We start from the raw sequence: 12,697 nt of genomic DNA, 5'->3' as shown, positions 1-12,697 counted from the left end.
GGATGCGGGTAGTAGGAAAAGAGCAGCAGCTTGTTGTCGGGGGTGATCGCACTGGAAAATAGCTGCCACTGCCGGACATCGAGTTCCAGCCCGACTTCTTCGAACACTTCCCGGTTGACTGCGGTGCCCGCATCTTCCAGTTCGTCTATATATCCGCCGGGCAGTGCGAGACCGCCGTCGCTGCGCTCGACTAGGATGATCTGTCCTGGCGTGCATGACGGGATGATGCCCACCGAAACGGGGCTCGGATTCTTGTACATGTCTGAAGGATTGCGTAAGCCAAAGAATGCGGCTTACGCGCGCAAGAACGATGCCAGGCCGGCACCGAGCAGCCGGTCCGCCACGCGGTGCCAGACAAAAGGCGGAGTCGTCATCCTGCCGCCCGCCGGTCCTTGTACGGATAACGCGGCTTTCGACAACAACCGGAGCAAGTCGACGTTGCGCTGCGCGCGGGCGATTTCCAAGGGCGTTTCTCCGGCCGCGTTCCTGGCGAGGACGTCGGCGCCTGCGGCGAGGAGCAGCCGGACAGCCTCCGTATTGCACGCAGTGACCGCCACATGCAATGCCGTCATCCCTTCGTCGTCCCTCGAATGCAAGGGGGCAGCGGCCTGCAGCAGTAGCCGCACGATGTCGGGATGCTTGTTGCTCGCCGCCCAGTGAAGGACGGTGTAGCCCATGTCATCGGTAATATCTACACGCGCACCTGCCCCAAGAAGGAAGCGGACCGTTTCCGGGCTTCCGCTTCCTGCTGCCAGGAACAATGGCGTCACGCCGTAGTGGTCAGTGTCGTCCGGCATGCTGCCCGCACAGAGCAGCACCTGGACGATGTCCGGCCGCGCACTGACGGCGGCGATGTGCAGCGCGGTCATTCCGCCGGCATCCCTGGCCTGCAGGTCGCTGCCGCTCTCGATCAGTAGGCGGGCCATGCTCGCCGTTGCACTGCTGCATGCAAGATGCAGCGCCGTCCAGCCGCTGTGGTTTGCCTTGTCGATACGCGCACCCTGCTGCAGGCAGTCCCGCGTTGCGTCGTCATCGGACCGCATCGCCGCGGCCCGCAAACGCTCGTTGACGTCGTCCATCGCCGGTACCCTTTCACAATCCGCCGGTCCCTGGCTGATACATAATCCGTACCAGCCCGGGCAAGGACGCGTGTCAGTGGTCCATCTGCGGCTGCGCGATGGTGCGCAGCTGGAAGCGGCCGTCGTTGTTGAAGAGCCAGGTCTCCGATACTTCGAGCTGGCCGCGTTTCAAGAGGTGGGAAGCCGGCCGGGGAAAGGGGGCGGAGTTGCGCAGGGTGGCCAGCGCAGTTGTTTCGGTTTCCCGGTCGCGGTTGGAGCGCAGGATTTCACTGCGTACAAGATTGCCGCCCGCATCGACCGCGTAGCGCAGCACGACGACCGAGCGCAGCAGCGCCTGCGGGCGTCCCGGGTAGACCCTGTCTGCATTACGCTGGGAAATACGCAGCGCGAGATCGCGCTTGTAGCCGTCCACCGTGCTCGCGCCTGATGCATGCGTTTCGGGAACATCCACTCTCTTGGTGGTACGCGCGGATGTTTCCGGTGCGGGTGCGTCCGGGGTACGAGCCGGGCCCGACGAGCAGCCGGCAAGCAAGCCGACGATAAGCAAGAGAGGGAGTCTGATCTTCATGGCAAGTGGCGGCGTTGCTTGGTGAACATGGCTGGATTCAACATAATCCGGCCCTTCGCGTGCTCCAAAGCAATCTTACGAGACGTTACAAATTCCCGCCACCGGTGCTTGCAAATCGAAGCATGCCTCCTAAGCTGCACCTATGCAGCATCTGGTGTTCCTGCTACTTCTGCTCCTTTGGATGCCCGCCATGCACGCGCACGAAAGTTTCCGCCGCGACCCGGTCCAGGCCAACGCCAATCGCGTGGTCCGCAACGGCGAACCCTTGTTCGAGGTGACCGCGATCGGCTTCGTCCACGCGCCGCCGGAGCAGGCCTGGAAGGTGCTGACCGACTATGCGCGCCTGCCGGAATTCGTCCCGGATCTTGTGTCGGTGCGGGTGTTGTCGCGCGACGGGAATGTGGTGCGCATCGAGCAGAAGAGCAGCGCCGGTTTCCTGTTCATGTCGCAGACGATACGGCTGGTGTTGCAGATCGAGGAGTCGCCGCCTGCGACGATCGATGTCGCGCTGGTCGAGGGCGACATGCGGCGCTACGACACGCACTGGGACCTGGAGCCCGTCGGGCACGACGGCGCGACGGGAACGCGCGTTACCTTCAGCGGCGTGATGGAACCAAAGTTCTTCGTTCCACCGCTGTTCGGCCGCGCCATCATGGAAGCCAACCTGAAGCGGACGGTGGAGGCGGTGGTGGCGGAAATCGAGCGCCGCGGGGTGCATTAGCCGGTGATGCGCATGTAGGTTTCGCTTCGCTCTCCCCCCCTACCTTCCTCTATCGACAAGCTTCCGTCTTGAACTTCTCCGTCGCCGCGACAAGGGCTGCGGCAATTCCCGGCTCGTAGCCGGAGTGCCCGGCGTCGTCGATCACTTGGAAGCTGGCTTCCGGCCACGCGGCATGCAGACGGAATGCCGCCAGCGGCGGACACACCACGTCGTAGCGGCCCTGCACGATCACGGCGGGCAGGTGGCGGATGCGGCCGATGTTGCGGATGAGCTCGTCCTCGCTGAAAAATCCCTTATGCAGGAAGTAATGCGCCTCGAGGCGGCCGACGCCGATGCTGACCTTGTCGGAAGTGAAATCGGCAATGGCGTCGGGATCGGGGCGCAGGAAGAGGCAGCGTCCTTCGTAGCGGCTCCAGCGACGGGCGGCCGGAACGTACACGTCGGGATCGTCCGAGAACAGGCGTTGCGCGTACGCCTGCAACAGGTTGCCGCGCTCCTGCACGGGAATGTCCGCGACGAACTCGTCATGCACTTCCGGATAGAACCAGCGGATGCCGCTCATGAACCAGTCGATCTCCTCCGGCGTGCACAGGAAGATGCCGCGCAACACGAAACCGGTGCAACGCTCCGGATGCGCCTGCCCATAAGCGAGCGCCAGCGTCGAGCCCCAGGAGCCGCCGAACACCAGCCACTTGTCGATGCCCAGCAGGGTGCGCAGGCGTTCGATGTCATTGATGAGCAGCGGCGTGGTGTTGTTGCGGTATTCCCCCAGCGGCGTGGACTTGCCGGCGCCGCGCTGGTCGAACAGCACAATGCGGTAATGCGCGGGGTCGAAGAAGCAACGGTGGCGCGGCGACAGGCCGCCGCCGGGGCCGCCGTGCAGGAACAGCACGGGCTGGCCTTGCGGATTGCCGCATTCTTCCCAGTACAGCGTGTGGATCTCGTCCACCGGCAGCATGCCGGTTCGGTAGGGTTCGATCGGGGGAAACAGGGGGAGCGCGTTCATGGGGTGACGAGGGATTGACGACACCCCATTGTAGCCAAGCGGCTGCAGATTTTTTCGCGGAGGTGTAGCCAGGACGAATAATTTCCTGTAGACTTCAGGCCCTTCAGACGTGGTGACAAACGTCGTGCAGTTTTCCTGGAGCGGTAGTTCAGTCGGTTAGAATACCGGCCTGTCACGCCGGGGGTCGCGGGTTCGAGTCCCGTCCGCTCCGCCAAATAAAAAAGACGAACCTTCGGGTTCGTCTTTTTTTTCGCCTGCCCGGCTTGCGCCGGGCTTGCATCTGTCAGGCAGCCTTCTTCTGCTGCTCTTCCCCGCCCAGCGCTTCCACCAGCTCGGCGATCATCTTCGCCAGCTCGCCGGTCATCAATGCGAAATCGGTATCGAAACGCTCATCCTCGTTCTGCGTGCTCGCATCCGCATTTTCCTTCAGCACATCCAGCGGCGCGACGCGCTTGACGGCCAGGGTTTCGGACAGCACGAAGGAAACGCGGTCGGCCCAGGTCATCGCCAGGCGCGTGCACTGCTTGCCATTGGCGATGTGACGGCGCACATCGTCCGGGTCCAGCGTGTGGCGCACATAGCGCACAGTGGCCTTGCCTTCGCCGGTGGATCGCAGTTCGGTGTCCTGGTCGATGCTGAAGCCGGGCGGCGCTTCATCGGCGGCCAGCCAGTCGGTCATGGCCGACAACGGCGAGCGCTCGGTGCGCAGCACGGCGAAGGGCAGGCTTTCCAGCGACTTGAGCAGCAGCTTGAACACTTCGTCCGCCTTGGCGGCGCCGGCGGCGTCGATCACCAGCCAGCCGTTGACGGGATCGATCCACACGCGCGTGCTGCGCTGGATGCTGAAGGCGCGCGGCAACAGCTCGTCGGTGACCTGTTCCTTGAGTTCCTTCATCTGCTTGCGTCCGGGCTTGAAGCCTTGCTGCTCTTCAAGTTCGACGGCGCGCGCCTTGGTGACCTGGTTGATCACGGTCGAGGGCAGCAGCTTTTTCTCGGTGCCGAGCTGCAGCAGCATCTGGCGATTGACGGTGTGCACCAGCATGCCGTTATCGCGCGGCGATACCCATCCCTGGGTCTGCAGGTCGAGGCTGGAGCAAGGCGCGAAGGTTTGCGGCGCCAGGGCGGCTTCGAGCTGTTCGGAGGACAGGGTCCACGGAGCGGTGAGACGGTAGATCTGGAGATTCTTGAACCACATGGAGCGCTCCTGAAAAAAACGGAGGCGCCATTTTACCCGCGGGTCTCCGGAGCGTCTGTTGTTTCCTCGCTAAACAGGCCGAGCTGGTGGAAATCCTCATCCTCTTCCAGGCGAACGCCGACGCCGAGCAGGCGCACCGGGCGGTTGCCGCGCTGCCAGGCGGTTTCCAGCAGCTTGCGGCATGCCGCTTCGTCGATCAGGTTGCTCACGCATTCGGCGGTGGTGCGGCGGAAGTCGGCGAAGCGCATCTTCACGAACAGCTTGTGGATGTTGCGCTCGGCCTGTGCGCGCTGCACGCGCTGGCGCAGCAGTGCGATCAGCGGATCCAGTTCGCGCAGGCAGGCATCGAGGCCTGGCAGATCGGTGACGTAGGTCTCCTCGACGCTCACCGATTTGCGCTCGTGGCTGGCGTTCACCTGCCGGCGGTCGATACCGCGGCACAGGCCGTAGAGGCTGCCGCCGAACTTGCCGAAGTGGTGCTGCAGTTGCGGAATGGTCCAGCCGCGCAGGTCGGCGCAGGTGAAGGCGCCCAGCTTCTTCAGCTTCATCGCGGTGACCTTGCCGACGCCGAACAGCTTGTCGACGGGGAGCGCGGCGACGAAGTCGTCGACTTCGTGCGGACGGACCACGAACTGGCCGTTCGGCTTGTTCCAGTCGCTGGCAATCTTGGCGAGGAATTTGTTGGGCGCGACGCCGGCGGAAGCGGTGATGCCGACCGTGTCGAAAATGCGCTGCCGGATTTCCTGCGCGATGAGCGTGGCACTGTTGCGGAAATGCGGAGAGTCCGTGACGTCGAGGTAGGCCTCGTCCAGCGAGAGCGGTTCGACGAGGTCGGTGTAATCGCGGTAGATCGCGAGGATTTGCTTCGAGGCGGCGCGGTACTTGTCCATCGCCGGCGGCATGACGATCAGGTCTGGGCAGCGCTGCAGGGCTTGCGACGTTGCCATCGCCGAGCGGATACCGAACTTGCGCGCCTCGTAATTGCAGGTCGCCACCACGCCGCGCTGATCCGGCCGGCCGCCCACGGCGAGCGGCTTGCCGCGCAGCGAAGGGTCGTCACGCATCTCGACGGCGGCGTAGAAACAATCGCAATCGCAGTGGATGACTTTGCGGATGGGGGCGGACACGGTGCGTGACGTCGGACAACGGAGGGCTTCATTGTACTGGCCGCAAGCCGTCCCCGCAGGCGGAGTCACGCAGGATGCGCCGCCGCGTGGCGGCGCGGCGGGAGGTTAGCGGCCGGACGTGGTGCCCTCGGCACTGCGCGCCGCCTTCAGGGCGGCATTGGCTTCGCGCTTCTCGGCCTTGTATTCCTGCTTCGCAGCCTTTTTCTTGTCCTTGTACTCGGCCTTGGCCTGCTTGCGCGTTTCACGGCGCTGCACGTACGGGTCGGGCGAGGTGCTGGCGGACGGGGTGCTGGTGGCCGTGGAGGTGGCCGCCCCTGCAGGTGCAGGCGTGGTGGTGGTTGCCGTCGCGCCGGCGCCGGAAGCGGAAGTGCCGGTGGCAGTGCTGCCCGAAGCACCTGAGCTGCTGTCGACCGGTACCGGAGCGGCAACGCCGGCGGCGGGACCGTTGGTCATGGTGGAGGAAGTGCTGCTCTGTGCCTGCGCCAGACTAGTCAGCGCGACGAGTGCGGAACCGAAAAGAATCTTCTTCATTGTTGCCATCATCAACTCCTAAAGAAAGTGGGACTCGGCAGCGTGCGCGCCAAGGACAAGGCGACAAGGCCGGCACGCCCATGGAGAAAGCCCGTGATTCCCGGGATGCTGCGGCTTTCGTTACCCGACTGACAAGGCCGCCAGCGCGGAAGTTCCGGATTTTGTGCTTTCAGACAACACTGAAACATTTAGAAAATTGTTGACTGCAGACAATTTTGATATAACCCTATTTCCACTTTCACAACGTCCGCCCCCATGACCCGCACCCCCTGCGCCTGCCCGCTCTGTGCCGCTTTGGCCAACGCCAGCAATACCGACGCGCCTGCCAATCCCTCCCTCGGCAAGGCGATTTCCGGCGACTATCGCATCGATGCCTTGCTCGAGTCCGCCAGCAGCCGGTGGAACGCGAGCGGCCCGCTTGGCTCTGCTGTCGAGGTCACCTACAGCTTCATGACGGCCGCGCCTTCCTATGGCGGCACGGACAGCGACGGCGCGACCGGCTTCCAGCCCTTCACCGCTGCGCAAAAGGCGGCAGCTCGCGGGATCCTCGTGCAACTGTCGACCATGCTGAACATCAGCTTCCGCGAAGTGGCGGACTCGGAAACGCACTACGGCCAGATCCGCTTCGGCAACAACGTGCAGCAGGAATCGTCGGGCTACGCATTCCTGCCCGACCCGGAGAACAGCGACATCGCGGGCGACGTCTGGATCAGCCTGGAGTACAGCAACGAGCAGGCACCGGGCAGCTACAGCTATGCCACGCTGCTGCATGAAATCGGCCATGCGCTCGGCCTGAAACATCCCGGCAACTACAACGCCGGCGAGGAGACGGACCCGGATTCCGATGCGACCTACCTCGGCCAGGCCGAGGATAACCAGCATTACACCGTGATGTCGTACAGCGACGCGGGTTACTCGGAAGGACAGCAGCGCACCTGGTATGGCAAGTACGACATGCTCGCGCTGCAGTATCTGTACGGGTCCAGGAACGTGAACAACGGCGACGCCAACACCTACAGCTATTCGGATATTTCCGGCCGCGACCTGGTCCTGATCCAGGACAGCGCCGGCACGCAGGACACGATCGATCTGTCCGGGCTCACCGCCGGCGCCGCGGTCGACCTGCGCGAAGGCGGATTCAGCTCGGTGGGCAAGGGACCAAGCGGCCAGGCCGCTGTCGCCAACCTGTCCATCATGTACGGCACGGTAATCGAAAACCTGATCGCTACACCGGGAGCCGACACCATCACCGGCAATGCCGCGTCGAACCGCATCACGAGCGGCGGCGGGGCTGACACCATCGACGGCGGCAGCGGCACGGATACGGTTGTCCTGGGGGGCAACTGGAGCGCATGGCGGCTGTCTTCGTCGGGCAGCCAGGTCAGCGTAAACAAGTCTGGAAGCACGGTGTCGCTGACCAATGTCGAGCGCGTGCAGTTTGCGGACATGACGGTGAACCTGCAGGCAGGCGCAGCCGCCCGCGAGCTCAGCGCCACCGAATTGAAGTCGATCGTGGAACTCTACATCGCCTACTTCAACCGCATTCCCGACGCCGACGGCCTCAGTTACTGGGCCGGGCAGCTCAAGGACGGGCAAACGGTCACGCAGATCGGTGAATCGTTTTATGCCGCGGCGGTGCAGTACGCATCGCTGACCGGTTACAGCGCGGACATGGGCAACGCGGATTTCGTGCGGGTCATCTACAAGAATGTCCTTGGCCGCTCCGAAGCGAGCGCGCCGCCGGACGAGGACGTGAACTACTGGGCCGGGGAGATCGCTGCCGCCCGTGCCACGCGCGGCACGCTGATCAGCACCATGCTCGACTCCGCGCACAGCTTCAAGGGCCATGCGACCTGGGGCTGGGTGGCGGACCTGCTCGACAACAAGGTCAGCGTGGCGAACTACTTTGCAGTGGACAACGGACTGAACTACAACACGGCCGAAGATTCGATCAGCAAGGGCATGGCGATCGCCGCCGCCGTCACCGCGACCGGAACCGATGCCGCGATTCAACTCATCGGCGTGGCTGCCTGACACGCAAGTTTTTCCACGCGTCAGACGAATTTACACATTCCGGCCCGGCACCTGCGGCAGGGCCGTTCGCGTGCGTCCGCAAATAGAGGCTGTCATTCCTGCGAAAGCAGGAATCCAGTGGCGTTAGACACAGCGCGCAAGAGACACTGGATCCCGACTTTCGCCGGGATGACGGCGCGCTTTCTTCGCGTCCGCGGCGGCACGGATATTGCACCCCCTGCTCTTCCACGGAATCACAGGAGCAATATCATGGCCAGCAGCACTTTGGACCCCGACAACACCCCTGAACCGGATCGCCAGCTCGGCAAGGGACACGGCACCGCCGCACTCGGCCCGAGCGATATTTCGGATACCGGCAGCGACGTGCAAGGCGGCGCGCACCAGATCGAGGAACCCGACATCGGCCTGGACAAGGGCACGCATGAAGACCCGCGCAGCAGCGGATGGCGCGGCATGAATGCGGATTCGGATACCGGCGAGACGGGCAATGACGCCGACACCGACGCCGTGGGCACCGGCGAGCGCGGCACGGTGGGCACGGATACGGATGTCGAGATGGGCGCGGATATCGACGTCGATCGCATCGACCAGGTGCTCACGGGCGAAGACATGGATCTCGACGATGCCGACATGCCGCCGCCGCGTTCGCGCCACCCGGGACGTCCGCAACAGCCGCGATAGGATGACTCAAGGCCGATGACAACATCATCCATCCCGCTCGACAGCGTGATCATCGGCGCGGGCGCGGCCGGCCTGACCGCGGCCACTTATCTCGCGCGCTTCCGGCGCCGCTTCGCCATTTTCGATGGCGGCACCAGCCGCCTGCTGCTGGTGCCGACCTCACACAACTATCCCGGTTATGCCGGCGGCATCCACGGCAAGGATCTGCTGGCACGGCTGCGCGCCCAAGTCGCGGAGTACGGCGTGCCCGTCACGCCCGGCACGGTCGAAGCGCTGGAACGCCAGCCGGATGGCGGATTCATCGTGCATGCGTCCGGCATGCAGTGGACTGCGCAAACAGTCATCCTTGCCACGGGCGTAGTTGATGTCGAGCCGGAATTTCCCGAGACTAAGCAGGCCGTGGCGGCCGGCTTCCTGCGCTACTGTCCGATCTGCGACGGTTTCGAAGCGAGCGGACGCAAGGTCGCCGTGGTCGGGCGCGGCAAGGCCGGTCTTGGCGAGGCGCTGTTCGTTCGCCACTACACGCCGGAGATCACGCTGTTCTCCGTCGCCGGCCGCATCGAACCGGACAGCGACGAGCGCTTGCGGATCGACCGCGCGGGACTGCGCGTCGTGCACGAGCCGGTTGCGCGGCTTGCGTATGGCGAGGACGGCATCCGCATCCATCTGCATGACGGCACGCAGGAACGTTTCGACGTGGTGTACTCGGCGCTCGGGACGATGGTCAACTCGGGCCTGGCGCAACTGCTCGGTGCGCGCTGCACCGATGAAGGCTGCCTGCTCGTCGACGGCCACCAGCAGACTTCCGTCGAGGGACTCTATGCAGCGGGCGACATCGTGGCCGGACTGAACCAGATCACCGTTGCGATGGGACAGGCCGCGGTGGCGGCGACCGCCATCCACAACCGCTTGCGGACGTAATCAGTAATCGCCTTCGGAAACGAGGAAATCGGTCACCAGCACTTGCTGGATGCGGTCGGACTGCAGCCGCGCGTTGGCCGTCTCGCGCACCTTCTCCTGCATGGCCTGCAGTCCGCCGGGCGCACGCGCGGCGACCGGGTCGGCCTCCAGCAGCGCGCTTTTCATCACCTGCTCCAGGGTGGAGCGGTTCTTCGCTGCCCAGTCGGCATCGGCCAGGCTGGTGCGGACGGCGAAAGTGGCCGACATCGAATGCCCGTCGCGGCTGATGGCAACGGGAGACAGCCGCATGTAAGCGATTTCTCGGCTCTGCTTTTCCTTGTGCTGCATGTAGAGCCAGGCGGCGCCGAAGCCGGTGCCGAGCACGGCGACCACGATGGCAACAAGGGCCCGGAGATTTTTTTCGCGCGCGGCTTTCTTCGCCATGGTGCCGATGCTGTTAGTGCGTCTTGTCTTGCTGCACCAGGATCCAGGGTTTGACCACCACCGTCCACAGCGCAACATCCGCTTCCAGCCACGCGCTGGCCTGCGCATCGCTCACGCGGGCAATGCGGTTCTCGGCCATCCACTTCGCGACTGCATCCTTGTCGTCGCTTGCCACGCAATAGGCAACCTCGACGAGATCGAGGTCACTGCTCACGGCAATCACCGCGCCCGACGCGAAAAAACGATCCAGTGCCTTCCACGGCATGCGCGCCGTCTCTCCGTTGAGCTTGGCGCGGAGGGCGTCGCCTTTTTCCTCGTTCATCATGATGTGCAATCAGTAGTGCGGCGGCTTTTCGTTCGCCGGGCCGCGTTCGGACATGGATTCGCGGACTTCCCTGAGCTGGCGCGCAAGGGCGGTGCACAGGGCTTCCAGTTCATCGATCTTTTTCTGCTGCTGGTAGACCATCCTGTTCAGGGTGTCCACCAGGTCTTCCTGGGCGGCGATCTTCAGCTCGATGTCGACCAGGCGGTTTTCCATTGTCATCTTTTTCCTTTTATCGTGCGACCCAGCCGCCGCATACCGGGAACACCTGTCCCACGAAACAATTGGCCGCGTCGCTGCTCAGGTAGGCCGCGAACATCGCGTCCTCGCGCTGCGCCACCAGGCGGCCCAGCGGCACTTCGCGCTTGAGCCGCTCCTGGAAGGCCGGGTTGGCCTGCACCTCGGGCGGAAAATAGGTCGGATTTTCCACGAAGTTCTGCGCGATCGCATTGACCTGTACATTGTGCTGCGCGGCTTCGACGCCGAGCGCCTGGATGTACGACACTTGTGCGCCGCGTGCCGCGCAATAGGTCGAGGTCCGCTTGATGCCGCGCAGCGCGGAGGCGCTGCCGATCAGCAGGATCTTGCCGCGCCGGCGCTGCATCATCTGCGGCAGCACCGCCCGCGCAAAACGCGGCAGAGGATCGACCATGTGCGCGAAGGCCTCGCGCCATTCCGCATCCGTCACCGCTTCCGCACGCGTGGTCGGCGCGGGAATGCCCATGTTCAGCAGCAGCACATCCACCTGCCCGGCGGCATCGATCATGTGTTGCGGCACGGCGGGATCGTCCAGCGCGCGTTCGTCGCCGATCACCTCGGCGCCGAGTTCGCGGAACACCTCGCACAGCGCGGGGCCCATGAAAGTGGACGACTGCGTAACGAGCACGCGTTTGCCGGTCAGGTCGAGAGCAGCCATGCGTTTTCCCCCAAGAGTGTGCGCACACGACGCGAAGAACGTGTATTGTACGACGCCGTCCGCGGGGACGTGGGCTACAGCGAATACTTCGGCTTGTTGCGCGCCTTGACGAGGCAGGCCTTCACGAAATCGCGCTGGTGCTCGTCCGCCAGGCGCGGTTTCTGGAAGACCTCGGTCGCCGCGGCGAGCAGGAATTCGGCGTCTTCCTCATCCTGCACGAACCAGCGCATGTCAGGCGGGAGGGACTGCATGATCTCGATGTCGTCGCGGATGCGGCTGATGAAGTCGGCCTCCGTGATCCCGCCGTCGCGCGCCAGCGCGGCCTTCCGGATGAAGTCCCCGGCTTCCCTGCATTCGTCCGCGCCCGGTGTCCGGGCGAGGCACAGCGCGGGGAACAGCCATAGGGCCAGGAGTGCCGCCGGCATGGACGGCAAGCGAAGCGTCTTATGCATATGCCTCCTCCACGGGTGATATGCAATTCGACCTGCGGCGTGGCGGGAAATTCAGGCACCGCTGGGGGCGCGGGTCATTTTCATCTTAGTAAGAAAAGCGCCAAGTTTCAGGAAAATCGCGGCTGCACTATGATGAATGCATGCGCCGGCATGTCGCCGGCTTTCACTACATCAACACAGGCATGCAATGAGATCGACGAAGGCCAGCAATGCGGTCACGCGGCTGAACGCACGCGACCCCGCCTACCGCTACTCGATGGGCATCACGGGCAGCGGACACTTTTACCTGTTGCGGGCGACGCCGGGCAGCGCGCCGGAAAAGTTCGGGGAGGAATACGAACTGGATGCGTTCGTGGAGTTCGTGAACAAGACCGGGCCGCAGAAAAAGCAGCGCATCAGCAAGCATGACGCGGCATTTGAAAAACAGCTGGTCAACAAGGGGCGAGTGTGAAGGGACAGCTGCGAATGCGGTGGGTTTCGCTTCGCTCTACCCACCCTACCGTCCTTTATAAAGAACCGTAGGGTGGGTAGAGCGCAGCGAAACCCACCGTCTCCCTAATCCAGCACCAGCGCGCGAATAGCCCGCGACATCGCCACCTCCCCCTTCAACATCAGCCGCTCGTGGTTCCCTTCGAGGTCCGGCTTGCGATACAGGTAGTTGACCATCATCCCCGCCGACTGCTTCCAGCCCTTGTCGGAGGTATCCGCCAGCCAGTTCAGG

18 protein-coding genes and 1 tRNA gene are annotated in these 12,697 nt (G+C 64.0%); 6 read left to right on the top strand and 13 right to left on the bottom strand.

Features of this window, described 5'->3' with window-relative positions:
• From VFF99_RS13460 to VFF99_RS13450, 3 genes are all read right to left on the bottom strand, one after another.
• Positions 1-260 (bottom strand): NUDIX domain-containing protein (locus tag VFF99_RS13460; protein ID WP_325018692.1); only part of this gene is annotated, 260 nt, incomplete at its 3' end.
• A 33-nt stretch (positions 261-293) separates the two neighbouring features.
• Positions 294-1,079: an ankyrin repeat domain-containing protein gene (locus VFF99_RS13455; RefSeq protein ID WP_325018690.1), complete on the bottom strand. Its 786-nt coding sequence runs from the start codon at positions 1,077-1,079 to the stop codon at positions 294-296.
• 73 nt (positions 1,080-1,152) lie between these two features.
• A complete protein-coding gene (locus VFF99_RS13450; RefSeq protein ID WP_325018687.1) occupies positions 1,153-1,647 on the bottom strand; it encodes a TonB family protein in 495 nt (164 codons plus the stop codon).
• A 190-nt stretch (positions 1,648-1,837) separates the two neighbouring features.
• On the opposite strand from VFF99_RS13450, the gene VFF99_RS13445 reads away from it, so the two are divergent.
• A complete protein-coding gene (locus VFF99_RS13445; protein ID WP_325018685.1) occupies positions 1,838-2,368 on the top strand; it encodes an SRPBCC family protein in 531 nt (176 codons plus the stop codon).
• 49 nt (positions 2,369-2,417) lie between these two features.
• On the opposite strand, the gene pip is transcribed toward VFF99_RS13445, so the two are convergent.
• Entirely contained in the window at positions 2,418-3,374 is a 957-nt protein-coding gene (gene pip / locus VFF99_RS13440) for a prolyl aminopeptidase (RefSeq protein WP_325018683.1), read from the bottom strand.
• Positions 3,375-3,511: 137 nt separating this feature from the next.
• Between pip and VFF99_RS13435 the strand changes: the two genes are divergently transcribed.
• Positions 3,512-3,588 (top strand) — tRNA-Asp (locus tag VFF99_RS13435).
• A 69-nt stretch (positions 3,589-3,657) separates the two neighbouring features.
• Here the strand turns inward: VFF99_RS13435 and VFF99_RS13430 are convergent.
• From VFF99_RS13430 to VFF99_RS13420, 3 genes are all read right to left on the bottom strand, one after another.
• Entirely contained in the window at positions 3,658-4,569 is a 912-nt protein-coding gene (locus tag VFF99_RS13430) for a recombination-associated protein RdgC (RefSeq protein WP_325018681.1), read from the bottom strand.
• A gap of 32 nt (positions 4,570-4,601) precedes the next feature.
• A complete protein-coding gene (dinB, locus tag VFF99_RS13425; protein WP_325018679.1) occupies positions 4,602-5,696 on the bottom strand; it encodes a DNA polymerase IV in 1,095 nt (364 codons plus the stop codon).
• A gap of 105 nt (positions 5,697-5,801) precedes the next feature.
• Entirely contained in the window at positions 5,802-6,227 is a 426-nt protein-coding gene (locus tag VFF99_RS13420; protein WP_325018677.1) for a hypothetical protein, read from the bottom strand.
• A 255-nt stretch (positions 6,228-6,482) separates the two neighbouring features.
• Between VFF99_RS13420 and VFF99_RS13415 the strand changes: the two genes are divergently transcribed.
• The 3 genes from VFF99_RS13415 (at position 6,483) to VFF99_RS13405 (ending at position 9,863) form a co-directional block, all read left to right on the top strand.
• Positions 6,483-8,261 carry a DUF4214 domain-containing protein gene (locus tag VFF99_RS13415; protein ID WP_325018676.1) on the top strand — a complete coding sequence of 593 codons (1,779 nt, stop codon included), beginning with the start codon at positions 6,483-6,485 and terminating at the stop codon, positions 8,259-8,261.
• A 249-nt stretch (positions 8,262-8,510) separates the two neighbouring features.
• Positions 8,511-8,942: a hypothetical protein gene (locus tag VFF99_RS13410; RefSeq protein ID WP_325018674.1), complete on the top strand. Its 432-nt coding sequence runs from the start codon at positions 8,511-8,513 to the stop codon at positions 8,940-8,942.
• 15 nt (positions 8,943-8,957) lie between these two features.
• Complete coding sequence (locus VFF99_RS13405; RefSeq protein WP_325018673.1) at positions 8,958-9,863, top strand: NAD(P)/FAD-dependent oxidoreductase; 906 nt, start codon at positions 8,958-8,960, stop codon at positions 9,861-9,863.
• On the opposite strand, the gene VFF99_RS13400 is transcribed toward VFF99_RS13405, so the two are convergent.
• From VFF99_RS13400 to VFF99_RS13380, 5 genes are all read right to left on the bottom strand, one after another.
• The gene (locus VFF99_RS13400) at positions 9,864-10,286 is read right to left on the bottom strand and encodes a hypothetical protein (RefSeq protein WP_325018671.1); all 423 of its coding nucleotides are present in this window, start codon (positions 10,284-10,286) and stop codon (positions 9,864-9,866) included. It lies immediately after the preceding gene.
• Positions 10,287-10,299: 13 nt separating this feature from the next.
• The gene (locus VFF99_RS13395) at positions 10,300-10,611 is read right to left on the bottom strand and encodes a DUF2288 domain-containing protein (protein ID WP_325018669.1); all 312 of its coding nucleotides are present in this window, start codon (positions 10,609-10,611) and stop codon (positions 10,300-10,302) included.
• Positions 10,612-10,620: 9 nt separating this feature from the next.
• Positions 10,621-10,830, bottom strand: coding sequence for a SlyX family protein (locus tag VFF99_RS13390; RefSeq protein ID WP_325018667.1), 210 nt, complete (start codon positions 10,828-10,830; stop codon positions 10,621-10,623).
• A 10-nt stretch (positions 10,831-10,840) separates the two neighbouring features.
• Positions 10,841-11,524: an SDR family oxidoreductase gene (locus tag VFF99_RS13385; protein ID WP_325018665.1), complete on the bottom strand. Its 684-nt coding sequence runs from the start codon at positions 11,522-11,524 to the stop codon at positions 10,841-10,843.
• Between the two features lie 74 nt (positions 11,525-11,598).
• Positions 11,599-11,976 (bottom strand): hypothetical protein, encoded by a 378-nt coding sequence (locus VFF99_RS13380; protein ID WP_325018663.1) that lies wholly within the window; start codon positions 11,974-11,976, stop codon positions 11,599-11,601.
• A 187-nt stretch (positions 11,977-12,163) separates the two neighbouring features.
• On the opposite strand from VFF99_RS13380, the gene VFF99_RS13375 reads away from it, so the two are divergent.
• Complete coding sequence (locus tag VFF99_RS13375; protein WP_325018661.1) at positions 12,164-12,427, top strand: hypothetical protein; 264 nt, start codon at positions 12,164-12,166, stop codon at positions 12,425-12,427.
• A gap of 104 nt (positions 12,428-12,531) precedes the next feature.
• Here VFF99_RS13375 and VFF99_RS13370 read toward each other — a convergent pair whose 3' ends face one another.
• Complete coding sequence (locus tag VFF99_RS13370; protein WP_325018694.1) at positions 12,532-12,687, bottom strand: malonyl-CoA decarboxylase domain-containing protein; 156 nt, start codon at positions 12,685-12,687, stop codon at positions 12,532-12,534.
• Between the last annotated feature and the right edge of the window lie 10 nt (positions 12,688-12,697).

Source organism: Noviherbaspirillum sp., from assembly GCF_035654295.1.
GTDB lineage: Bacteria > Pseudomonadota > Gammaproteobacteria > Burkholderiales > Burkholderiaceae_D > Noviherbaspirillum.
The sequence above is the reverse complement of the archived record's forward strand: the minus strand, read 5'-3'. Positions and strand labels throughout refer to the sequence as shown.